This is a genomic window from Paraburkholderia sp. BL10I2N1 (genome assembly GCF_004361815.1).
Taxonomy (GTDB): Bacteria; Pseudomonadota; Gammaproteobacteria; order Burkholderiales; family Burkholderiaceae; genus Paraburkholderia.
Genome location: NZ_SNWA01000001.1, coordinates 511,335 through 532,986 on the forward strand (window position 1 = coordinate 511,335; position 21,652 = coordinate 532,986).

Here is a 21,652-nt window from a genome sequence, read left to right on the forward strand (position 1 = left end):
CTGAAGTTGGTTTGATCGAGCGTTTCGGTTTAGGCCACGCCGCCATTCGCACGCAGGATCTGACCGTTGACCCAGCCCGCGTCAGCGCCGACGAGGAACGACACCACCGATGCGATGTCTTCCGGCTGGCCGAGGCGTTGCAGCGGCGGCATCTTCGCGAACGTCTGGATCTGCTCTTCGGTCTTGCCGTCGAGGAACAGTGACGTCGCAATCGGTCCCGGCGCGACGGCGTTCACGGTGATATTGCGGCCACGCAATTCCTTCGCGAAGACGTACGTGAATGCTTCGACGGCTGCCTTGGTCGCGTTGTAGACCGCGTAGCCCGGCATGTTCAGCGCGAGGGTCGTGCTCGAAAAATTCACGATGCGACCGCCTTCGTTCATCCGTGCGGCTGCTTCGCGCAGCGTGTTGAAGGTGCCACGGACGTTGATTTCGAAGGCCTGGTCGTACAGCGCATCCGATGTATCGGCGAGCGGCACCGTCTTCAGCACGCCGGCGTTGTTCACCAGCACGTCGACCTTGCCGAGTTGCTGTTCGGTGGCCTCGAACATGGCGCGCACTTCGTCGGCGTTCGCGACGTCGGCCTTCACGGCAATGGCCTTCGCGCCTTGCGCCGTGAGTTCGGTGACGAGCGCATCGGCTTCCTTCGAGCTCGAAGCGTAGTTGATGGCCACCGCGAAACCATCGTTGGCAAGACGCTGCGCAACCGCTGCGCCGATGCCGCGCGACGCGCCGGTGACGATGGCTACCTGGCTGTTCTTGATCGTGTTCATGATTCGCTCCGTTTCAGTGGGTCATTGAAGTGGTGAGTGGGTGAAACGAATAGTGGATCATTCGAACCAAAAGATAATTGCAATCAAACTGTTATCATCGTTCCATTCACTTTAACAATCCGTCTACGCGAGTGTCTTATGGACCGTTTCCAGGAAATGCAGGTTTTTATCCGCATTGCTGAGCGCAGCAGTTTCACGCGCGCCGCCGACGACCTGCTGATCCCACGCGCCACCGTCACCAACCTGCTCAAACGCATGGAGGAACGGCTCGGCACGCGGCTCATCGAGCGCACGACGCGCACCGTGCGCCTCACCCACGACGGCGAGGCGTTCTATCGCCGCTGTGTGCGGCTCGTGGCCGACATGGAAGAAGCCGAAGGCGCATTTCGCAACGTGGCGCCCAAGGGATTGCTACGCGTGAACGTGCAGGGAACGCTCGCGAAACACTTTGTCGTGCCGGCGTTGCCAGACTTCCTCACACAGTTTCCGGACATCGAACTGCATATCGGCGAGGACGACCGGCTGGTCGATCTGGTGCGCGAGGGAATCGATTGCGTCCTGCGGGCCGGGACGCTGCAGGATTCGTCGATGGTCGGGCGGCGCGTCGCGTTGATGGAACAGGTCACCGTCGCGAGCCCCGTCTATCTCGCGCGATTCGGCGAGCCGGCCATGCTGGAGGCGCTGGAAGGACATCGCGCGGTGAACTACATCGCGAGCGGCTCGGGACGCACCTTGCCGCTGGAATTTACCGTCGATGGCGAAGTCATCGAGATGCAGCTTCGCTCTGTCGTCTCGGTCACGGGGGCGGACCTGTACACGGGCGCCGCCGTTGCAGGCCTCGGCATGGTTCAGGTGCCGCGATACCGGGTATCCGGCGAGCTATCCACCGGGAAACTGAAGATTGTGCTCCGCGACTTCCCGCCGCCGCCGATGCCGGTGTCGGTGCTGTATCCGCAGAATCGTCAGCTTTCCTCGCGCGTCAGGGTGTTCGCGCAGTGGCTGCGCGATATTTTCGAGGCGGCTGGGTGACACGTCGCCTGACGGTCGGGCGTCGAGAGGCACCTTCGGGCCTGCCGTCAGAGCGGGCCGCAACGGCCAGACATGCACACACCGCCTGGCTGTTCCGGCATACGGCCGCCGAACCCACTCCCGCCGACAGCAGCCACACCCATCGACACTCAAAAATGAACGGTTGAGACGATCGAGCAGTTCATTGCGACCTACCGGCATTCATGCGCGCCGGACGGACGCCTAAAGTGCCCTTCATCGACGGGCAGTGCTGATGGCGCTGCACCCCTCGCGCACTTTCAGGAGATGAGTTTATGAACGCGACACGTGGGTCGGTACCCGTTTCTTTCTTCGGCATCGCCGTCGGTGCGCTGGCGTTAGCCAATGCCTGGCGCGTGGCGGTACGGATCTGGCCCCTGCCACATGGCATTGCCCAGTTGCTGACGGTCAGCGCGCTGGCTGTCTGGCTCATCGTCGTGCTGGCGTACGGACGCAAGTGGCTGCTTCACCCCGATGAGGCCCGCGCCGAAATGAGCCACCCGGTGCAGTCCTCGCTTGCGGCTCTCGGGCCAGTCTCCAGTCTGCTTGCCGCGATCGCCCTGCTGGATTATTCGCGGCCCGTGGCAGTCGTTCTGTTCAGCGTCGCCGTCACAACCCAGCTGGCGTTGGGCATCTTCCTGCAAGGACGCTTATGGCAAGGCGGACGCAAGCCGGAACTCGTGACGCCGGCTATCTATGTGCCTGCGGTCGCGTCGAGCTTCGTGGCGGGCACCGCCTCGGCGGCTTTCGGCTGGGCTCAGGTGGGCTTCTGGTTCTTCGGCGCAGGCCTCCTGTCGTGGCTCGCGATCGAATCGCTCGTCCTGCATCGCTCGGCCGTGCATGAGCCGCTGCCCGAAGCGCTGCGGCCGACGCTCGGCATCCAGCTGGCGCCGCCGGTCGTGGGGGGCGTCACGTACCTGAGCATCAGCCATGGAGTGCCCGACCTGTTCGCGCAGATCCTGCTCGGCTACGGTCTGTATCAGGCCATTCTGCTGCTGCGTCTCCTCCCCTGGATTCGCAAGCAACCGTTTGCTCCGTCTTATTGGGCTTTCAGCTTCGGTGTCGCGGCGCTGCCGACGATGGCCATGCGAATGGTCGAGCGCGGCGCCTCAGGCCCGGTGGAATGGCTCGCGCCCATCCTGTTCGTGTTCGCAAACGTGGCGATAGGCGTGCTGGTGGTGAAGACGCTCGGACTGATGCTGCGAGGCGAGCTCCTTCCCGCCGCAGCCCCGCAGGACGGTGCGCGCGGCAGCGCATTGGACAATGCCCGATCTGTGAGCCGTTCAACCGTGCAGAACCCCGCTACCGGAGGTTGACCGGTGATGGCGACGAAGCCATTGCCAAACACACGCGATGCTCGAACTCTGAGCGAATCATCCAGAGATCAGCGCATCGCGTTTTTTCTACCTTCGGCATTCGTCGCTACGGCAATCTCATCGAGATTCTGCGGATACGGATAATCCAGCCCAAGCAGTTGCCGCATTGTCGGGCTCGCTCCGTTCACGAACGCATCGCCCACCATCGCGCGCAGATCTTCCATCGGCTTCACGAACTTCGGCAGGTACTGGATCAGCACCGCACTGCGATCCTGGGCGCTTCGATTGGGCATCGCGCAATGCCAGGTTGCACCGAAAAACACGATGGCGTCGCCCGGATCCGCCTCCATACGCTCGCACCGTTCGAAGAACCGGTCGGCCTCGCCCGGATAGCGCAGTTCGTGCTGCGTGTGCGGGACAAAAGCGGTCGCGCCCGTCTGCACGGTGAAGGGATCCAGCGGGATAGTCACCTGGGCGTTAAGGGGAAACGACGTGTTGATGCCGGCCGGAAAGGTGTCCGGCTGGTGGTAGTCCCAATACGGATAGTCGATGTGCGGCTCCTGCCCGGGACCATCCGGCAGAATCCGGTTGGCCGCAATCGACCCCATGATAAAGCCGGAGCCGAGAAAAAGCCGCATCGCCTCGACAATGAGCGGCTCTTCGGCCATTTCGGAAAACACGCTGCCCTTCGCGAGGAGATTCCATACGCGCCGCTGCAGATGCAGACGCTGCTCGGCAGCCGCCTCTCCCTGGAAATGCGTCACGGTCTGCGCGCGATCCTCCGAATGCGACATCACCGTGCGCCGCGCGTCCGCAATCTGGCTTTCACTAAAGCGGCCAGTTTTTTGGCAAAAACCGCACACGGACCATGAACCGGGTATCGTTATGCCACGCGCCGTAGCGCCGACAGCGTGGCTGATTCCAGCTGTAGTGCATCGCCTATTCGATTGCCTGTACTAAAGACTAGCTCTGGTCGCTGTCAGTCGCACATTCTGGTGAGCTTTGCTTCCCGTTGGAAAGATTTGGTATCCCTGTGACGCGGCCGGGTCGGTGCTGCGGTGCGCATTGTGATTCGCAGATTCGGAGCTCCCATGTCAGACAACAAGCTTCCTTTGCTGGATCCGCTCGCCGCGTTCGTGGACGTGGGCAGCGAACACATGCATGTCTCGGTGGGTGGTGATACGCCGAAAGTGTTCGGTACCGTGACCTCACAGCTTCACGCGCTGCGTGACTGGCTGCTGTCAGAAGGTGTCCATTCGGTCGCGATGGAAGCGACCGGCGTTTACTGGCTGCCCCTTTACGGGCTGCTTGAGGCCGCAGGTCTGGAGGTGCGCATGGTTAACGGCCGGCAGACCCGCAATCTGCCCGGACGCAAGACTGACATGGCAGACAGCCAGTGGGGGGCCACCCTCCATATGCATGGGTTGCTGCACGCCGGTTTCGTGCCTGCGGCCGACATCCGCCGGTTGCAGGACTACCTGCGCCTGCGTGCCGATCATGTCGCATCGGCTGCCAGTTGTGTGCAACTGATGCAGAAAGCCTTCGACCGGATGAATATCAAGCTGCACGACGTGATTGCTTCCCTGAGCGGTGTCAGTGGCCTGGCCGTGGTCCGCGCGATCGTGGCCGGAGAACGCTCTCCCGAGGCACTTGCCGCCCTGTGTGCCGTGCAGATCCGGCGCCGGAAAGAGCAGGCTGTCATCGAGGCCTTGCGCGGCACCTGGGCCGACGAGCACCTCTTTTTGCTGGAACAGGCGTTGCAATCCTGGGACCACTACCAGAAGCTCATCGCCGACTGTGACCGACGCATTGCAGCCGTGCTGCCACCCCATGACGAGGCACCGCCGCCGTTGCCCAGATCCACCAGACAAACGGGTGTCAACGCCCCGCATATCACCCGGCTGCGGGAAATACTCGCCCAGATGTGCGGCGGACGCGATCTGACCAGGCTGCCCGCGCTGTCAGAGTACGGCGTGCTGCAACTGATCGGCGAAGTCGGCATCGACCTGAGCATCTGGCCCACCGAGAAACATTTCACCGCATGGGCCGGGCTGGCGCCGGGTAGCCACGACAGCGGCAAACGCAAGAAAGGCGTGCGGCGCGGGCGTAATCGCACAGGCCAACTGTTTTGCATGATGGCGCAGAGTCTGGTGCGCAGTAAGGACATCGCGCTCGGAGGCTTTTACCGGCGCCTTGCCGCGCGTCGCGGCGGTCTCATCGCGACCAAGGCGCTGGCGCGCAAACTGGCTGGCTGGTTCTGGCGCGTGATGGTGAAGGGAGATGACTATGTCGAGCAGGGGCTCGCGCGCTATGAGGAGCAGGTACGCAAGAGCAAGGAACGCGCTCTGAAGCGGCTTGCAAAGGAATTGGGACGCGAACTCGTTCCGCTATCGACCGTTGATCACGCAACGGCATGAAAACCATGGACGCGGGAGGTTCATGGAAAAAGAGCCCGCGAATGCGGATGGCGCCAGGGCCACGCATCAAGGCTTCGACGATGACTTCCGGTGTGACCGAACCGGCTTCGACACTGTTCACACCTGTCTTCCTGGGTGTACGCGAATGGGTGTACGCGAACTGCTGTCGCGTTCCGGTGACGGCTCCCCGGCATGAATGCCGGGGCTTCCTCTCCAAGCCGCAAGAGGATCTTTTTCCTGCTTCATCGCAGAATGCCCGATGAACCGCTTTACGCAGCCACCAGGTCTTGTGTCCGCTCTATCCGATGTTCTGGACGAGGGCTTTCGCCCTCGCAGGCATGCGCCGGCCGCCCGCCGGTCGTGTTCGATTCCTTGCGCCTGACTGGCGCGACGCGCTTGCGGGTTTTGACGGCTTCGTATTCGCCGTGGCGCAGCCGCCCAATGCCTCTCGTCCTGATGTTGCAGGAGGCATTGTCATCGGCGTGCGCCTCGAAACCACAGCGTTGACAGACAAACCGCGCATCCTTGCGATTGTCCGGGTGAATGTGCCCACAGCGGGAACATTCGCGACTGGTGTTTGCCGCCGGCACCAGCCCGACCAGCTTGTTGCGTCGTGCTGCCTTGTAGGCCAGGTAGCGATGGATCGAGCCCCAGCACGATTGCAGAATCGACCGGTTCAGCCCCGCCTTTGCACGGGCGCCGTTGCGAAGCCACTTGCCCGTCGCTTGCTCGAGCCGCGCCTTCGGCGCTCGCGTCATGCCCTGGATCTTCAGGTCCTCGAGCACGAAGAACCGGGCGTCGGAGCTCGCGAGCGCGTGGCTGACCTTGTGCGCGAAGTCATTGCGCGCACACGGCGCATACGCCTTCTTGCGGACGAGCCGCGCGACCAGCTTGCGGCGGTTGGCCGAGCCCTTCCTGGCACGCGCAATCCGTCGCTGGTAGCGTTTCGCGCCGACGTCCTTGCGGCGCATCCGTTCGAGCGCGATCGCATCGGGCCTGAACTGCCTGCCATCGCTCGAGGCGATGCAGTTGTCCCGCACATTGCGGTCGAGGCCCAGCGTCACCTGCCCGATTGCTTCATCATCGAGACGGTTCAGTTCGTACGCCAGCTCGTGCGGCTCGCGCAGGATGAACGGGCTCGTATGCTCATAGCAGAAGCTCACGAACCACTGGCCCGCACTCTCGCGTACCACGATCGTGTTCGGCAGACCATACGGACGGTGCGCCTTGAAGGGCAGTTGCCCAAGCGGCTTTGCCTTGGTGCCAAGCTCGATCACGACGCCGTGTCCGGTATCGATGAACCGGAACAGTTCCTGGGTAATGACAACCGTGTTGAAGTCTCTGCGGGTTCGACGCCGCGGCGCACGACCGAGTCCCTTCAGTTGCCGTTGTCTGGCCGTCATCCAGCGCACCGCGCCGTTGCGCAGGATCTGGCTGGGCACCTCGTAGAGCCACGGCGTCAGCTCCCGATCCTTGAACTGCGCATACTGCTGGTCCAGCGGTGTGCGCACATCCGTCTTGCCCGATGCAAGTTCGAGCCGACGTTGCGCCGCAAAGAGGCGATCCTCGCTGACCTTGCCGTTGTAGATCGTCCGCTGACATCCAGTCCAGCGCCTGAGCATGGCTGCCTCCCCAGCCTCGGGGTAGGCCCTGAATCGAACACCGGATTGAAGTTTAGAGGACATATCAACACTGTACATCCATACAGTACCATGTCAAGCGTCGTGGGCTCGCAACCGCCGAAGAGGCGAACCTGCGGTTCGCGCGCTTTCCTTCCCCGCCCTGAAGAGGCTGTCGCAAAACGTGCAAAGCGAAACAATTCAGCTCTATAAGTGCTTGAATTGTCAGGGCGTGAAAAGCCGGCGCGTTTGCCTGCGTACCCTTTTGCGACAACCTCTGAAGGACGGGGTTTGACGCGCTTTCTGATCAAGCATAGAAGATGAGCCGGCTTTAATGCAGAATTAATTGCACAGGCATTTTTGCATGGAATTTATTTTCCATTTCGGACGCCTTACCTGGCGCGGCCGGCCGTGTGGCTTGATGGAAATCCATCATTTTTTGGCGTGTACACGCGGCTCCCATCATCTACCTTTGTCGCAACGACTGGCCCGCCTGCAACACCTTGCTGACGGGAAGCTCGCAAACACCCCCTATAAGCTGGAGACACCCCATGTCCTCGACTTCCCGCGTCGACGGCGGCGCGACCACGCAGAGCGCCGGCGACCAGGCCTTTGGCGACGGTATCGGCCAGCAGTGGTATCAGCCAGCCATCCCGCGCACCGTGCTCAAGGAGTTGATGAAGCGCAGCGATGCCGAGGGGTGGCGCAACTTCGGCCTGTGGCTCGCCCTGCTGCTCGCCTCCGGCGCGGTGGCGGCGATGACATGGGGAACGTGGTGGACCGTTCCGGCGTTCTTTGCCTACGGCACAATCTACTCGTCGAGCGACGCACGCTGGCACGAACTCGCGCACGGCACCCCGTTCAAGAGCCGCTGGGCCAACGAGGCCTTCTATCACCTGTCGTCGTTCATGACGATCCGCGAGGGCTACTGGTGGCGCTGGAGCCACGCGCGACATCACACGCATACCTACTTTCAGGAGCGCGATCCGGAGATTCAGGTCGCGCGACCGACGAAGGTCTGGCCCATCGTCGTCGACTTCTTCGGACTGGTGGGCTGCTCGCTGGAGATCGCCAAGATCGTGCGCCACGCGTTCGGCCGGGTCGATGCATCCACCGACGCATTTCTGCCCGCCACCGAAAAGCCCAGGATGATCTGGTCGTGCCGCATCTATCTGGCGGTGATCGTTCTCACGATCGGTCTGGCCATTGCGATGCACAGTTTCCTGCCGCTGATGTTCATCTGGACGCCACGTTTTTACGGCGGCTGGCTGCATCAGTTGCTGGGTCTCACCCAGCACGCCGGGCTCGCGGTCAACGTGAAGGACCACCGGCTGAACACCCGGACGGTCCATATCAACCCGGTGTTCCGCTTTCTGTACCTCAACATGAACTACCACCTCGAACACCATCTGCTGCCGATGGTGCCGTTCCATGCGCTGCCGCGTCTGCACGAAGCCATCAGGCATCAGCTTCCGCCTGCGTATTCCAGCCTCTATGCGGCTTATCGTGAGATGCTGCCCGCCCTCTGGACGCAGCGCTCCGACCCGTACCACGTGATCGAACGGACACTGCCGGTTAAAGACACCACGGACTCGACAGACACCCCACGCGCCGCATTCACTGCGCAGTCGAACGTCTGAAGCCTGCCCGCAAACTGCCAGACGACCGCCACCCAGGGAGCCTCCCGTGAGCATCGAAACGAACAATGTGAAGTGGGTCGCGGCCTGCGCGACCGGCGACATCGACGAAGAAGACGTGATCCGCTTCGATCACGCGGGCGCAAGCTACGCGGTGTACCGGATCGCCGAAGGGTACTTCGCATCGGATGGCTGGTGCACGCACGAGCAGGCCCATCTCGCCGATGGCTTTGTGGTGAACCGCGAAATCGAGTGCCCGCTGCATCAGGGACGCTTCGATATCCCGAGCGGCAAACCGAAAAGTCCGCCGGTCTGCGTGCATCTGAAAACGTACCCGGTGCGCGTTGAAGACGGCCAGGTGCTGCTCGGCGTACCGGCGCAGGAGCAGTCATGAAAAGCCTTCCCGCGATGGTGATCGTCGGCGCCGGCCAGAGCGGCGCGCGCGCTGCCCACGCGTTGCGCGACAACGGCTGGGACGGCGGCATCACGCTCTTCGGCAATGAAGCGGTAGCGCCCTATGACCGCCCGCCGCTTTCCAAGGCGGTGCTGCTTGGGCAAAAGACCACGGCGCAATGCGCGCTCTACGACGAGGCGTTCTATCGCGAGCAGCGCATCGATCTGCGCGTCGATGCGCCGGTTCAACATATCGACCGCGCAGCGCGCCAGGTAGTGCTGCAAAACGATCGCCGGGTTGACTATCACCGTCTGCTGATCGCGACGGGCGCGGCACCGCACCGGCTGACCTTGCCGGGCGCGACGCTCGCCGGCGTGCATTATCTGCGCACCGTTGCGGATGCAGGCGAGATTGCCGGCGAACTGGCACCCGGGCGGCGGATCGCGATTATCGGTGCAGGATTTATCGGACTGGAGGTCGCTGCCACCGCCATTACACGCGGTTGCGAGGTCGTGGTGATTGAAGCAGCGGCGCGTGCGCTGATGCGTGCCGTGCCCGAGGTTGTTGCGGCATATCTCGTCGAACGTCATCGACAGATGGGTGTCGACATACGCTTTGCCGTACAGGTCGACCGGATCCTCGGCGAGCGCCGCGTGAGCGGCGTCAGGCTCGCGGACGGCACCGATATCGCGTGCGATTGCGTCATCGCCGGGATCGGCGTGAAGCCGCGCACGGAACTCGCCGAAGCAGCCGGCATCGACGTCGCCGATGGCATCGCAGTGGACGACACGCTGCGCACCAACGACCCGCACATCTTTGCGGCAGGCGATGTCTGCTCGTTTCCACATCGGCTGTTTCGCCGGCGCATGCGCCTCGAATGCTGGAAGAACGCCGAGGACCACGCGCGCATCGTCGCGCGCAACATGCTCGAGCGCGGCGAAACGTATTCGGAAGTGCCGTGGTTCTGGTCCGATCAGTACGACATGACGATCCAGATCGCAGGCATGCCCGCGTTCGGCGTCACCACGGCGGTACGCGAAACCGGCGCGGCGTCGAAGATCTTTTTCGCGCTCGATCGCGACGGCGTGCTGGTCGGCGCAAGCGGTGTCGGCAACGTGGGTGACATTGCCCGCGACGTGCGCGTGGCGCAAGCGCTGATCGCGCGACGTGCGTGCATCGAACCGGCGCTGCTCGCGGATCGCAACGTCAAGCTCAAGCCGCTGCTGGCCGCGGAGGTGATATGACACAACGCCTCGACATCTATCAGTCGCTATGGGCCATGGAGCGTCGCCACACCGATGGCTGCGAGCGCTCACTCGAAGAAAACATCGAGTTGATCGCGCAGGCAGGTTTTAACGGCGTGAGCGGCAGCTACACGTCACGCGATGAAGCGCGCCGCCTGAGCCGCCAGCTCGCGGCAAACGGCATGCAAATCGAAGTGCAGGCCTTTCCGCGTAGGGTCGACGAGTTGCAACCGGTGCTCGAACTTGCAACCGAATTCGGCGCGCATCACATCGATCTGCAACCGGACGTACGGCCGCGACGCATCGACGACTGCCTGAAGCTCATCGATGGCTGGACGCGGCTCGCGGAACAGGTGGATTTTCCGGTGTACATCGAAACGCATCGGGACCGCATGACGACCGATCTGTATTTCACGCTGGATCTGCTCGATGCGCGCCCCGATATGAAGCTGCTCGGCGACATCTCGCACTACCTGGTGGGACGCGAGTTCGCGTGGCCCGTGTCCGACGAAAACCACGCCGCGATGCACCGCATCCTCGATCACTCGTGGGCGTTTCATGGGCGAGTCGCGAGCCGCCAACAGGTGCAGATCGAGATCTCGTTCGAGCCGCACAAGATGTGGGTAGACCTGTTTTTCGACTGGTGGCGTTACGGCTTCGAATCGTGGCGGCGTCGCGCCGGCCCCGACGACTCGCTCACCTTCACGTGCGAGCTGGGACCGAAGCCGTACGCGATCATCGGTCGCGATGGCAACGACACGACGGACCGCTGGGCGGAATCGCTACTGATGCGCGACCGGATCCGCGCGCTCTGGAACGACGTGAGCGGTGACGAAAAAGGTCATGCAGAAACAGTTGTGCGCGCAGCTAGTCGAGAGGCGGAAGATTTTCGCGCAACAGCACGGTGACCGGAATCTGCTGAGGCAACGCAACCCCTGGATCGCGATGATAGTGCCGCAGGATGATTTCGATGGAACGCATCGCTTCGCCGGCCGGATTCTGGTCGAGCACGGCGTCGAGTGTGCCTTCGATCAGCAGGCGCCGCGAAGTCTCGTTGAGTTCGTGACCGATGAATACCGTCGAGCGAACCCGGTTGAGCGAGACAAGCGCAGCAGCGACGCCTTCATCGCCCACTGAAATGTTGTAGATCCCGCGCAGATCGGGATAGCGCCGGAAGGCGTCGCGGGTGAGGCGCTCGGTCATCACCGACTGCTCGCGGCTCTCTACGGTCTCCACGATGTCGCAGTTCGGAAAGCGGCGCCGCAGTACGGAGCGAAAGCCGCTTTCGCGTTCTTCATGGCCGAGGAAATCATGCATGCCCGTCATCACGAGCACGTTGCCTCCCGCGTCGCCGAGAAAGCGTCCCATCAGCTCGCCCGCCACCCGTCCGGCGCAACGGTTGTCGATGCCCACGTAAGCGAGCCGCCCGGTTCCTGGAAGATCGCTTGCGAGCGTGACGACCGGCATCGTGCGGCTGACCTGCCGCAATGCGTGCGTAATGTCGGGATGCTCGTACGCGACGATGATGAGCGCATCGGCCTTGCGGGTCGCCCGCTCGATGGTCTCGACCACCCGCGCCGGTTCGAGGCTCTCGAAGTAAGTGACCGCGCAGATCACCCGCTGCCCCTCGAACGTCTTTTGCGCCACGTCGAAACCCTGCTTGAGCGACACGTAGTACGGGGCAACTGGCTGCTGCAGAAGAATCGCGATGCGCAGCCACCGCACCGAGACCGACTCGAGCGCGCGATCGATCTTCAGCTTGCGCGCCCACTCCAGCACGCTCATCTCTTTCTCACGCGACACACCGCCACGGCCGTTGAGCACACGGTCGACGGTCGCCTCGCTGACGCCGGCGGCCTTCGCAATATCGGTCATGCTCGTCTTGCGGCGGGTAGTGTTGGGCATGAGCCTGACGGTTGAGAAATCGACGATGACACGATGATTGCATCACGGCACCGGCCCATCAAGCCGGGGCTGTGCTGTGCCACCGCCGTATGTCCCCGGCCAGCCAATGGGACAGCAACAGCCCGAACGACGTCACGCACCTGCATCACGGATGCTGTCGCGCCCGAGGCACACAAGGAGACAGGATATGAAGCAGAGCACCACCCGGGTCCGTGCGCGGCCGCTGGCTGCAAGGCTCGCGATCACGGCATGCATCGCGTGTTCGATATTCACGGCGAGCGCGGCGCAAAGCGCCGAGCCGCTCAACATCGTCATGCTGACTCATGGCTCGGCGACCAACGCGTTCTGGCAGGCCGTCAAATGGGCGAGTCTTACCGAACTGGAGAGCGGCCTCTTCTAGGTCGTGGCAACGCCGGCTGCTGATGTCACGTTCACTGCCGGAGCGCTGCTACGTTTGCCTCAACGCCTGCTCATGCACGACGAGCCCAGGCGTACCGCTGTTGGGACGGGCGTTGTTTAAGGCCGCTTACATAAGCGCCGGCGCTATTTAAGCCAAGGGCATATTGCTTAATTAACGGTCAATAGACATAATCCATCCATGGCTGACGAGAGCACAACAAATCCGCGGCTTGGCCGATTCGTCGAAACCGCCGTAGGCGGTGAAATCGCGCGCGCATTCGTGCCGCCGCCCCTTCCCCCCGAACCACCGATCGACGTGTTGAGTCTACTCGACCGACTTAGCCTTGCCGAGCGGGCGGTCGGGCGGCTGGACGGCATCACGATGCTTCTCCCTCGCCAGGAGCTTTTCCTCTACATGTATGTGCGCAAGGAGGCTGTTCTTTCGTCCCAGATCGAAGGCACCCAGTCCACCCTGACCGATCTGCTTCGTTTCGAAACCGAGGCACAGGCCGGCCAGCCCATCGACGACATCCGCGAGGTGTCGAACTACGTCGACGCAATGATGTATGGGCTGGACCGGCTCCAGGAGTTGCCGCTTTCCCTGCGGTTAATCCGCGAGATGCATGCGCGCCTGCTGCAAAGTGGGCGGGGCGGCACCAAAAGCCCCGGCGAGTTCCGCAGATCCCAGAACTGGATCGGCGGGACCCGACCCGGGAACGCCCTATATGTGCCGCCGCCCGTGGACGAGCTCGACACCAGTCTGGATGCACTTGAAAAGTTCATGCATGAGGACCGCTCGCGCTTGCCGGCGCTTATCAAGGCCGGGCTTCTTCATGTCCAGTTCGAGACGATCCACCCGTTTCTTGACGGCAACGGCCGCATTGGCCGGCTGCTCGTAACCCTATTCCTCAATGTGCACGGGGTATTGCGCTCGCCGCTCCTCTACCTGAGCCTCTACCTCAAGACGCACCGAGCGGATTACTATCGGCTCCTCCAGGAGGTTCGTGAGCGCGGTGCCTGGGAAGCTTGGCTCGAATTCTTTCTCGCCGGTGTCGCCGAGACCGCAAACCAGGCATTTGATGCTGCAACACGGATCGTCGGCCTGTTCAAGGACGATCGGGAGCGGATCACCGCGGAGAGCGAGCGAGCCGGATCGGCCTTGCGCGTCCATGACCTGCTTCAACAGAATCCATTCCTCACTGCCAACCTGCTCGTTGAACGTACAGGCCTCACTGCGCCTACGGTCAACGCCGCGCTTGCTGACCTGGAACGGCTCGGTGTGGTGGAGGAAGTAACGGGCCGCCGACGCGGGCGCGTGTTCGGCTACCGGCGTTATCTCGCCATCCTTGGCGAAGGCACTGACCCGCTTCCCGCTCCACAGAACCCGACTTCAGACGAGTAGCGCCCCCAAAAGCGTCAACAAGTCGCTCCCGGTCTTGTGGGACGGGCGCCCGTTATGCCGCGGATGCCCGAACTGAAGCGCAACGCAGCTGTAGACGGTAGATTTACGACAGGCAAAAGCCAGTACAGGACTAGCATCATGAAAGAGTACAACCCCGAGTGCGCGCCCGAACCTGAATCATGGCTTGACCTTGACGAGCAGGAGCGAATTGCTCTCGTCGAGGCATATCACCGCGTCACCCGCAGCAAACTTCCCAACGTCACGGCACACGCCGCGCTACACGCGATCGTCGAAAACCAGATCGCGCTGAACCTTGAACCCGTGGTCCGGGCGATGGATCGCCTCGGGAAAGAAGGACTTTCGCGACACGACGCTGTTCACGCGATCGGCTCAGTCGTCGCAGAGCATCTGTTTGATATTTTGAAGACGGATCAGAACGACGATGCTGCGACTTCTCAAGCACGTTATTACGCGGCGGTGGAGCGCTTGACCGCCGCGAGTTGGCGCAAAGGTGCGCCCTGATGCCGATACCATCCAAGCTGCAACCGTGGTTCGAAGCGAGGCAGCGCTTCAGGTTGAGCCATACCCATGTTCAGATGGCTCGCGAACTGGGATTGAATCCCCGAAAATTCGGATCGCTGGCTAACGGGCAGCAGGAACCGTGGAAGCGCCCCCTCGCGGAATTTATTGCGCATTGTTATTGCAAGCGCTTTGGTCGTACTACGCCAGAACACGTGCAATCTCTGGAAGAAGTCGTGAAGCGTGCGGAAGGGCGGCGCAGCGAGCGGCGGGAAAGAAAAACGAACAGAGCGGTTCCACCGACAGGGCCGCAACGTAGCGATGACGGATCGAGCGCAAAGTTGCCAGACCTCTGCCCACGTGGCGGTGAATAGGGTACGAACGGAATGGACATGACGACTGTCTGGGTGGGCGACGTCGCCCAGTTGCGCCCAGGCTGCTTCTACTTTTACTTTCACCATCGACTCCTGCGACCGGCCGATGCAGTACTTGGCCGACTCGTCGAACGTGATCGACACACACGAGCGGTCCGTGAAAGCGAACGCCGGAGGTCTAGACCGAGCTTTGACTTCTCAAATAGCCGGAATCCGCATCAGTGCAGGGTTTCGGCTATTTTCTGGGACTATCATGTAGCCATGTAAGTTAGTATTTTTATATTGACTTTCGGTGATTATTTGCTTTAATCAGTGTTCATGTATATCGAACACGTCCCCAACCGCAACTCACCGCCCGCCATCCTGTTGCGCGAGTCCTTCCGCGACGGCAACAAGGTGAAGAAGCGCACCCTGGCCAACCTCTCATCGCTGCCCGCCGAGGTCATCGAAGGACTGAAGGTGCTGCTGCGCGGTGGCGTCGCAGTGCCCTCGGCTGAAGAGGCCTTCGTGATCGAGCGCAGCCTGCCGCACGGACATGTGGCCGCGGTGCTGGGCGCGGCGCGTGCCTGCGGCGCCGAGCAGTGGTTTGCGGCTGCACCGGCCGCGCTGCGCGCGATGCTCATGGCGCTGCTGGTGGCGCGGGTGGTGTCTCCCGCTTCGAAGCTGGCCACCCATCGCATGTTGCGCGACGAGACCGCGACCCACTCGCTGTCGCGGCTGCTGAAGCTGGGCGAGGTTGACCTCGGACAGGTCTATACCGCGCTCGACTGGCTGGGCGAGGCCCAGGAAGACATCGAGAAGCGGCTGGCGCGCAAGCATCTGGCCGGCAGCATGCTGGTGCTCTATGACCTCACGTCCACGTGGGTGACCGGAGACTGCTGCGAGCTTGCCGCGCGCGGCTACAGCCGCGATGGCAAGCGCGACGATCCGCAGATCGTGTTCGGGCTGGTTTGCACTCCTGAAGGCTGTCCGGTGGCCGTCGAGGTGTTTGCCGGCAACACCGCCGATCCGGCTACCGTGGCCTCGCAGGTGGAGAAACTGCGGGACCGCTATGGCATCGGCAAGATCGCCTGGGTGGGCGACCGGGGCATGCTCACGCAGGCGCGCATCGACACGGTATTGCGCCCGGCGGGGCTGGACTGGGTGAGCAGCCTGCGCGCGCCGCAGGTGAGCGCGCTTGCCCAGGAGAAGGGGCCTTTCCAGCCCTCGCTGTTTGACGAGCGCAACCTGCTGGAGCTGACCAGTGAGGCGTTCCCCGGTGAGCGGCTCATCGTGTGCCGCAATCCGCTGCTGGCCGAGCAGCGGACCCGCAAACGCGAGGACTTGCTGCAGGCCACTGAAGCCGAGCTGACGAAGATCGCCGAGGCGACCACGCGTGCCCGCAACCGCCTCAAGGGCGCCGATGCCATTGCCCTGCGCGTGGGCCGCGTCATCGACCACTACAAGATGGCCAAGCACTTCGAGCTGAGCTTCACCGACGAGGGCTTCACCTGGACGCGCAAGGCCGGTCAGATCCGGCAGGAAGCGGCGCTCGACGGCCTGTATGTGGTGCGCACCAGCGTGCCCGAACAGGACCTGCCGGCCGAAGCGGCTGTCTCGGCGTACAAGGGCCTGGCGGTCGTGGAGCGTGCCTTCCGGTCGCTCAAGACAGTCGATCTGAACGTGCGCCCCATATTCCACTGGAACGCCGAGCGTGTACGGGCGCACGTCTTCCTGTGCATGCTCGCCTACTACGTCGAATGGCACATGCGCGAGACCTTGAAGCCGATGCTGTTTGACGATGAATACATCGAGCTCGCACGCGCAACCCGGCCCTCGCCCGTGGCCAAGGCACGACGTTCGGACCAGGCAAAAGCAAAGGATGCCACGCGGCTTGGCGAGGACGGCTTGCCCGTCCATAGCTTCCGCACGCTGCTCGATGATCTGGCCACGCTCGCCTACAACGTCTGCCACACATCTCTGAACCCGGACGCAAAGATCGTGATGATCACGCGGCCCACACCCGTTCAGGAAAAGGCCTTCCGCCTGCTGAACATCAGCCCTGTCTGTACCCAGTAACCGACTCCCCCCGACACGCGTAACCGCGGCAATTCAAGGACCTGCGCGCGCCGCATGCTCAAAGTTCGGTCTAGATCACGCCATCGTCCTAATCTGCATTGAAATCACGGGGATACCGGATACAGCTGACCTATCACGGCGCATCGGACGACTGGCACACACAGGCCAATGCCGTGCAGCCGTTCGGCCGGCTGATCGATCCGGCGGAAGCGGCGCGCGCCGTGGCTTTTCTGGCGAGCGCCGAGTCCGGCCTGATGACAGGGTCGATGGTGAATTTCGATCAATCGGTTTGGGGCGGATTCGACGACCCGCCGCATCCCGCGCAGGCGCTGTAAGCGCTCGCCCTTCTCTCCAGCCGGACGAAACACACCGAGCCCCTCTTATCAGCAAGGCTGTCTGCGTCAAGTTTGATTGAGATCAACCGGGGGCTCCGTGAGGCAGGTCACCATGCGCAGGGTGCCTGTCCCAATATTGCACATTGTTCTGCTCCAGATTGACACAGGCACAACACGAGACACCTGCTCCATCCCGCAACGTACCAATGTGGCGCAGGACTTGCTTATTGATGTGTCACACGGTGACGGCGATACGACCGCACCGAACTGGCAGGAGGAGACAATGCGCGATGACATCTGTCACGCCGCGACCCGATTCGCGCCGCGAGAGGCCACCTGGCTTACGCCTTCCATACAGCAATCGCACCAGCGCTCGGAAACGTTCGGTCTGAGCGCGTCGATGCGGCCGGACTACGACGTCCTGTCCACAGCGGATCTGGCGCTGAAGCTCGAACAGAGCCGCATCCTGTGCGCGCACGCAACGCCGGTCATGGAGACGCTCCATGAGCAGATCGTCAACACGCAAAGCATGATCGTGCTGACGGACGCCGACGGACTGATTCTGCACTCCATCGGCGACGACGATTTCCTGCGCCGCGCCGAGAAAGTCGCCCTGCGTCCCGGTGCGAACTGGGCAGAGGACCGGCAGGGGACGAATGCGATCGGCACCGCTATCGCCGAACGCAGTGCCACGGTGGTTCACGGTGACCAGCACTACCTCGCGGCGAACCGCTTCCTGACCTGTTCCAGCGTTCCGATCCTCGACCCCTATGGCGATCTGATCGGCGTTCTCGATGTCACGGGCGACCATCGCAGCTACCATCAGCACACGATGGCGCTCGCGAAAATGTCTGTGCAGATGATCGAAAATCATCTCTTCACCAATACGTTTCGCGAGACGTTACGGATAGCCTTTCATGGCCGCCCCGAGTTTCTCGGCACCTTGATGGAAGGCATCGTCGCGTTCACGGGCGACGGCCGGTTTCTGTCCGCTAACCGCAGCGCCCAGTTCCAGTTGGGGCTTCCACTAAGCGGCCTGCGCGCGCACACGCTGTGCTCGCTCTTCGGCATCAGCGGTACGCAACTGATCGAGCGGCTCGGGGCGAGTCAGGGGCAGCCGCTCTCACTTGGCCTGCACAACGGCACGGTTGTCTGCGCCAACGTCGAATTCAAACGACCGGCGCTCACAGGTAGCAACCTGGCGTCCTCCGCGCGCGGCGCCGTGCAGACCGCGAGCCGTCAAGCGGTGCAGCAGGCACCCGCGCGCCCTGCTCCGCTATCGCGTCTCGCTTATCTGGACACCGGCGATCCGCAGGTCGCCGCCGTCATCGCGAAGGTGCGCAAGGTCATCGGCAAGGACATTCCGATCCTGATCACCGGAGAGACGGGCACCGGCAAGGAACTGCTCGCCCAGGCGATTCACAACGATTCGCCTCGACAGGCCGGGCCGTTCGTCGCGGTGAATTGCGCATCGATTCCGGAAACGCTGATCGAATCCGAGCTGTTCGGCTATGAGGAAGGCGCGTTCACCGGCGCGCGGCGCAAGGGCGCGGTCGGCAAACTGCTGCAGGCCAATGGCGGCACGCTGTTTCTCGACGAGATCGGCGACATGCCTTATCCCTTGCAGGTGCGGCTGTTGCGCGTGCTGCAGGAGCGCCTCGTCAATCCGCTCGGCTCGACGAAGGCGATTCCGGTCGATATCGCACTCGTTTGCGCGACCCACCGCGATCTGCGCAAGATGATCGAAGAAAGCAGGTTTCGTGAGGATCTGTACTACCGCCTCAACGGGCTTGTCGTCAAACTGCCGCCGCTGCGCGAACGAACCGATCTCGCCAGCGTGGTCGAGAAAATGCTGCAATGCGAGTCACCGCAAGCCGTCAAAGGGCACTTGAGCGTCGCGCCGGAAGTCATGACGCTGTTCGAGCAATGCGCATGGCCCGGCAATTTCCGGCAGCTAGGCAATCTGCTGCGTACGGCCGCGGCAATGGTCGATGCGGATGGCGTCATCCGGCACGAGCATCTGCCGGACGATTTCTTCGATGATCTCCGGGCCGCGCCAGCCATGACCACGAAGATCGCTGAGCCGGCCGTCCCGCAGGGCGTCCGGCTACAGGACGTCGCCGCCTCGGCCATCGCGGCGGCACTCGCGCAGCATGGCGGCAACGTGTCCGCTGCGGCGCGTGCGCTAGGGATCTCGCGCAATACGATCTACCGGAAGTGGCCATCGGCCGCCACGGCAGGCGAAGGCAAGCCGGTTGCCTGAAGGCGCATTCCCTTCATTCATTCACGCATTCACGCATTCGCCCACGTAAAAAGGCCCGGCCGCCGCTACGGGTGTGCGACAGGCGGCCGCCAGGCAAGGGAGTCGTCAGCAACCATCAGGCGCTGACTCGCACTTCCAGTTCGGCGAGACGTTTGCGCAGGTTCCGGTCCTCCAGGAAACGGGTCGTCTCGTCGCGGATAACCGCGACGATTCCCGTCAGCTCTTGCTGAGGCGAATGGAGCAACGCGACGCTGAAGGCGATCGACAACGAACGTCCGTCCTTATGTATCGCCGGCACGCGCAACACGTCCGTGCCGTAGCGCGTTTCACCGGAGGCCATCGTTTTCTGATACCCATCCCAGTGACGCCCGCGCAGGCGCTCTGGAATGATCAGGTCGAGCGATTGACCGAGTGCCTCCTCCTCGGTGAAGCCGAACATCCGCGTGGCTGCGGCATTCCACAGCGTGATGCTGCCGCCCTTGTCCGAAATAATGACCGCATCGCCGATCACGGCGACCAACTGTCGATAGTCGATGGCTACTTGCATGACATGGCCCGAGGTGGGAAAGCTTTCGTTCACTTGAGAACAGCGCCCGTGTGGGGCGCTGTTCGGGCAGGCTCCGCAGATGCCGCGGGCAGATTAGACGTTGCTACCAGCTTGCGCCGTCAGACCACTTTCGATTCGCGCATGTTCAGGATCTGATCCCTGGTGTAGCCGAGACTCGCCAGCACTTCCTCCGTGTGTTCGCCGAGCAAGGGCGACGCGGTAATTTCAGGCTTCAGATCCGAGAACTTGATCGGGCTCCCCACCGTCAGATAGGCCCCGCGTTCCTTGTGCGGTACTTCGGCGATCGTGCCGCTCGCGCGCAGCGACGGATCGTTCGCGAGTTCCTTCATCGACAGAACCGGCGAGCACGGGATATCGAACTTGCGCAGGATATCCACGGCTTCGAACTTGGTCTTGTCGGCGAGCCACGCCTCGATCGTCTCGAAGATCTCGAAGATGTGCGGCTGGCGCGCCTCCGCCGTCTTGTAGGCGGGGTCGTCGATCCATTCGGGCTTGCCGAGCGCACGGCAGATCGGCTCCCACGCGTGACCCTGCACGGTGAAGTAGATATACGCGTTCGGATCCGTTTCCCATCCCTTGCACTTGAGCACCCAGCCCGGCTGGCCGCCACCGCCGGCGTTGCCGCCGCGCGGCACCACGTCGCTGAACGTGCCATGCGGATACTGCGGATATTCCTCGAGGTAGCCGACCCGGTCCAGACGCTGCTGGTCGCGCAGCTTGACGCGGCAGAGATTCAGCACGCTGTCCTGCATCGACACGGCGACCTTCTGGCCTTTGCCGGTTTTGTCCCGGCCGATCAGCGCCGTCAGAATGCCGATGGCCAGATGCATGCCCGTGTTGCTGTCGCCGAGGGCGGCGGCGCTGACGGTCGGCGGGCCGTCCCAGAAGCCGGTGGTCGATGCCGCGCCGCCCGCGCATTGCGCAACGTTCTCGTAGACCTTCAGATCGTCATAGTGGTGGCCGTCACTGAAGCCCTTTACCGACGCGACGATCATCTTCGGATTCAGTTCTTTCAGACGCTCCCACGAAAAGCCCATCCGGTCGAGTGCACCCGGGCCGAAGTTCTCGACCAGCACATCCGATTCCCTGATCAGCTTTTCGAGCACTTCCTTGCCTTCCGGCTTCTTGGTGTCGAGCGTCAACGAACGCTTGTTGCTGTTGAGCATCGTGAAGTAGAGCGCGTCGACGCCCGGAATGTCGCGCAACTGGCTGCGCGTCACGTCGCCCGCGCCGGGACGCTCGACCTTGATCACGTCCGCGCCGAACCAGGCCAGCATCTGGGTACAGGCAGGACCGGCCTGCACGTGGGTGAAGTCGATAATCTTGATGCCATCGAGGGGTTTGCTCACTTGATATCTCCTGGGTTGGCTGGAGTTTGGCTG

General features: G+C 62.6%; 20 protein-coding genes. 13 read left to right on the forward strand and 7 right to left on the reverse strand.

The window, feature by feature from the left end; genetic code table 11:
* Positions 1 to 29: 29 nt before the first annotated feature.
* A complete protein-coding gene (locus B0G77_RS02405) occupies positions 30 to 773 on the reverse strand; it encodes an SDR family oxidoreductase (protein ID WP_133660686.1) in 744 nt (247 codons plus the stop codon).
* Between the two features lie 138 nt (positions 774 to 911).
* Here B0G77_RS02405 and B0G77_RS02410 point away from each other — a divergent pair, with 138 nt between their 5' ends.
* Together B0G77_RS02410 and tehA are read left to right on the forward strand one after the other, a co-directional pair.
* Complete coding sequence (locus B0G77_RS02410; RefSeq protein ID WP_133660687.1) at positions 912 to 1,802, forward strand: LysR family transcriptional regulator; 891 nt, start codon at positions 912 to 914, stop codon at positions 1,800 to 1,802.
* A 293-nt stretch (positions 1,803 to 2,095) separates the two neighbouring features.
* The gene (gene tehA / locus B0G77_RS02415; RefSeq protein WP_133660688.1) at positions 2,096 to 3,136 is read left to right on the forward strand and encodes a dicarboxylate transporter/tellurite-resistance protein TehA; all 1,041 of its coding nucleotides are present in this window, start codon (positions 2,096 to 2,098) and stop codon (positions 3,134 to 3,136) included.
* A 68-nt stretch (positions 3,137 to 3,204) separates the two neighbouring features.
* On the opposite strand, the gene B0G77_RS02420 is transcribed toward tehA, so the two are convergent.
* On the reverse strand, positions 3,205 to 3,999 hold the full coding sequence (locus B0G77_RS02420; protein ID WP_347814149.1) for a phytanoyl-CoA dioxygenase family protein: 795 nt from the start codon (positions 3,997 to 3,999) through the stop codon (positions 3,205 to 3,207).
* A 249-nt stretch (positions 4,000 to 4,248) separates the two neighbouring features.
* On the opposite strand from B0G77_RS02420, the gene B0G77_RS02425 reads away from it, so the two are divergent.
* Positions 4,249 to 5,553, forward strand: coding sequence for an IS110 family transposase (locus B0G77_RS02425; RefSeq protein ID WP_166656106.1), 1,305 nt, complete (start codon positions 4,249 to 4,251; stop codon positions 5,551 to 5,553).
* Between the two features lie 269 nt (positions 5,554 to 5,822).
* On the opposite strand, the gene B0G77_RS02430 is transcribed toward B0G77_RS02425, so the two are convergent.
* A complete protein-coding gene (locus B0G77_RS02430) occupies positions 5,823 to 7,253 on the reverse strand; it encodes an RNA-guided endonuclease TnpB family protein (RefSeq protein ID WP_133660691.1) in 1,431 nt (476 codons plus the stop codon).
* Positions 7,254 to 7,723: 470 nt separating this feature from the next.
* On the opposite strand from B0G77_RS02430, the gene B0G77_RS02435 reads away from it, so the two are divergent.
* The 4 genes from B0G77_RS02435 to B0G77_RS02450 are packed head-to-tail and all read left to right on the forward strand — an operon-like array spanning position 7,724 to position 11,355.
* Positions 7,724 to 8,812 (forward strand): fatty acid desaturase, encoded by a 1,089-nt coding sequence (locus B0G77_RS02435; protein ID WP_133660692.1) that lies wholly within the window; start codon positions 7,724 to 7,726, stop codon positions 8,810 to 8,812.
* 46 nt (positions 8,813 to 8,858) lie between these two features.
* On the forward strand, positions 8,859 to 9,203 hold the full coding sequence (locus tag B0G77_RS02440) for a non-heme iron oxygenase ferredoxin subunit (RefSeq protein WP_133660693.1): 345 nt from the start codon (positions 8,859 to 8,861) through the stop codon (positions 9,201 to 9,203).
* Complete coding sequence (locus B0G77_RS02445) at positions 9,200 to 10,447, forward strand: FAD-dependent oxidoreductase (protein ID WP_133660694.1); 1,248 nt, start codon at positions 9,200 to 9,202, stop codon at positions 10,445 to 10,447. Before B0G77_RS02440 ends, B0G77_RS02445 begins: the two co-directional genes overlap by 4 nt.
* Positions 10,444 to 11,355: a sugar phosphate isomerase/epimerase gene (locus B0G77_RS02450; protein WP_243750903.1), complete on the forward strand. Its 912-nt coding sequence runs from the start codon at positions 10,444 to 10,446 to the stop codon at positions 11,353 to 11,355. The genes B0G77_RS02445 and B0G77_RS02450 overlap by 4 nt, the downstream gene beginning before the upstream one ends.
* On the opposite strand, the gene B0G77_RS02455 is transcribed toward B0G77_RS02450, so the two are convergent.
* Positions 11,315 to 12,352 carry a LacI family DNA-binding transcriptional regulator gene (locus B0G77_RS02455; RefSeq protein ID WP_133660695.1) on the reverse strand — a complete coding sequence of 346 codons (1,038 nt, stop codon included), beginning with the start codon at positions 12,350 to 12,352 and terminating at the stop codon, positions 11,315 to 11,317. The genes B0G77_RS02450 and B0G77_RS02455 overlap by 41 nt on opposite strands.
* Positions 12,353 to 12,539: 187 nt before the next feature.
* Here B0G77_RS02455 and B0G77_RS02460 point away from each other — a divergent pair, with 187 nt between their 5' ends.
* The 3 genes from B0G77_RS02460 (at position 12,540) to B0G77_RS02470 (ending at position 14,675) form a co-directional block, all read left to right on the forward strand.
* The gene (locus B0G77_RS02460; RefSeq protein ID WP_133660696.1) at positions 12,540 to 12,752 is read left to right on the forward strand and encodes a hypothetical protein; all 213 of its coding nucleotides are present in this window, start codon (positions 12,540 to 12,542) and stop codon (positions 12,750 to 12,752) included.
* Between the two features lie 198 nt (positions 12,753 to 12,950).
* Positions 12,951 to 14,153 (forward strand): Fic family protein, encoded by a 1,203-nt coding sequence (locus B0G77_RS02465; RefSeq protein WP_133660697.1) that lies wholly within the window; start codon positions 12,951 to 12,953, stop codon positions 14,151 to 14,153.
* 138 nt (positions 14,154 to 14,291) lie between these two features.
* Positions 14,292 to 14,675 (forward strand): hypothetical protein, encoded by a 384-nt coding sequence (locus tag B0G77_RS02470; RefSeq protein WP_133660698.1) that lies wholly within the window; start codon positions 14,292 to 14,294, stop codon positions 14,673 to 14,675.
* On the opposite strand, the gene B0G77_RS02475 is transcribed toward B0G77_RS02470, so the two are convergent.
* Positions 14,621 to 15,190 (reverse strand): hypothetical protein, encoded by a 570-nt coding sequence (locus B0G77_RS02475; protein WP_133660699.1) that lies wholly within the window; start codon positions 15,188 to 15,190, stop codon positions 14,621 to 14,623. The two genes, B0G77_RS02470 and B0G77_RS02475, sit on opposite strands and share 55 nt — an antisense overlap.
* A gap of 174 nt (positions 15,191 to 15,364) precedes the next feature.
* Here B0G77_RS02475 and B0G77_RS02480 point away from each other — a divergent pair, with 174 nt between their 5' ends.
* The 3 genes from B0G77_RS02480 (at position 15,365) to B0G77_RS02490 (ending at position 19,702) form a co-directional block, all read left to right on the forward strand.
* The gene (locus tag B0G77_RS02480) at positions 15,365 to 17,104 is read left to right on the forward strand and encodes an IS1634 family transposase (RefSeq protein ID WP_133660463.1); all 1,740 of its coding nucleotides are present in this window, start codon (positions 15,365 to 15,367) and stop codon (positions 17,102 to 17,104) included.
* Positions 17,105 to 17,202: 98 nt separating this feature from the next.
* On the forward strand, positions 17,203 to 17,439 hold the full coding sequence (locus tag B0G77_RS02485; protein WP_133660700.1) for an SDR family oxidoreductase: 237 nt from the start codon (positions 17,203 to 17,205) through the stop codon (positions 17,437 to 17,439).
* A gap of 283 nt (positions 17,440 to 17,722) precedes the next feature.
* Positions 17,723 to 19,702 carry a sigma-54-dependent Fis family transcriptional regulator gene (locus tag B0G77_RS02490; protein WP_133660701.1) on the forward strand — a complete coding sequence of 660 codons (1,980 nt, stop codon included), beginning with the start codon at positions 17,723 to 17,725 and terminating at the stop codon, positions 19,700 to 19,702.
* A 115-nt stretch (positions 19,703 to 19,817) separates the two neighbouring features.
* Here the strand turns inward: B0G77_RS02490 and B0G77_RS02495 are convergent, their stop codons facing one another.
* Positions 19,818 to 20,249 carry a PAS domain-containing protein gene (locus tag B0G77_RS02495; RefSeq protein WP_133660702.1) on the reverse strand — a complete coding sequence of 144 codons (432 nt, stop codon included), beginning with the start codon at positions 20,247 to 20,249 and terminating at the stop codon, positions 19,818 to 19,820.
* A 119-nt stretch (positions 20,250 to 20,368) separates the two neighbouring features.
* Positions 20,369 to 21,619, reverse strand: coding sequence for a formyl-CoA transferase (frc, locus tag B0G77_RS02500; protein ID WP_133660703.1), 1,251 nt, complete (start codon positions 21,617 to 21,619; stop codon positions 20,369 to 20,371).
* Between the last annotated feature and the right edge of the window lie 33 nt (positions 21,620 to 21,652).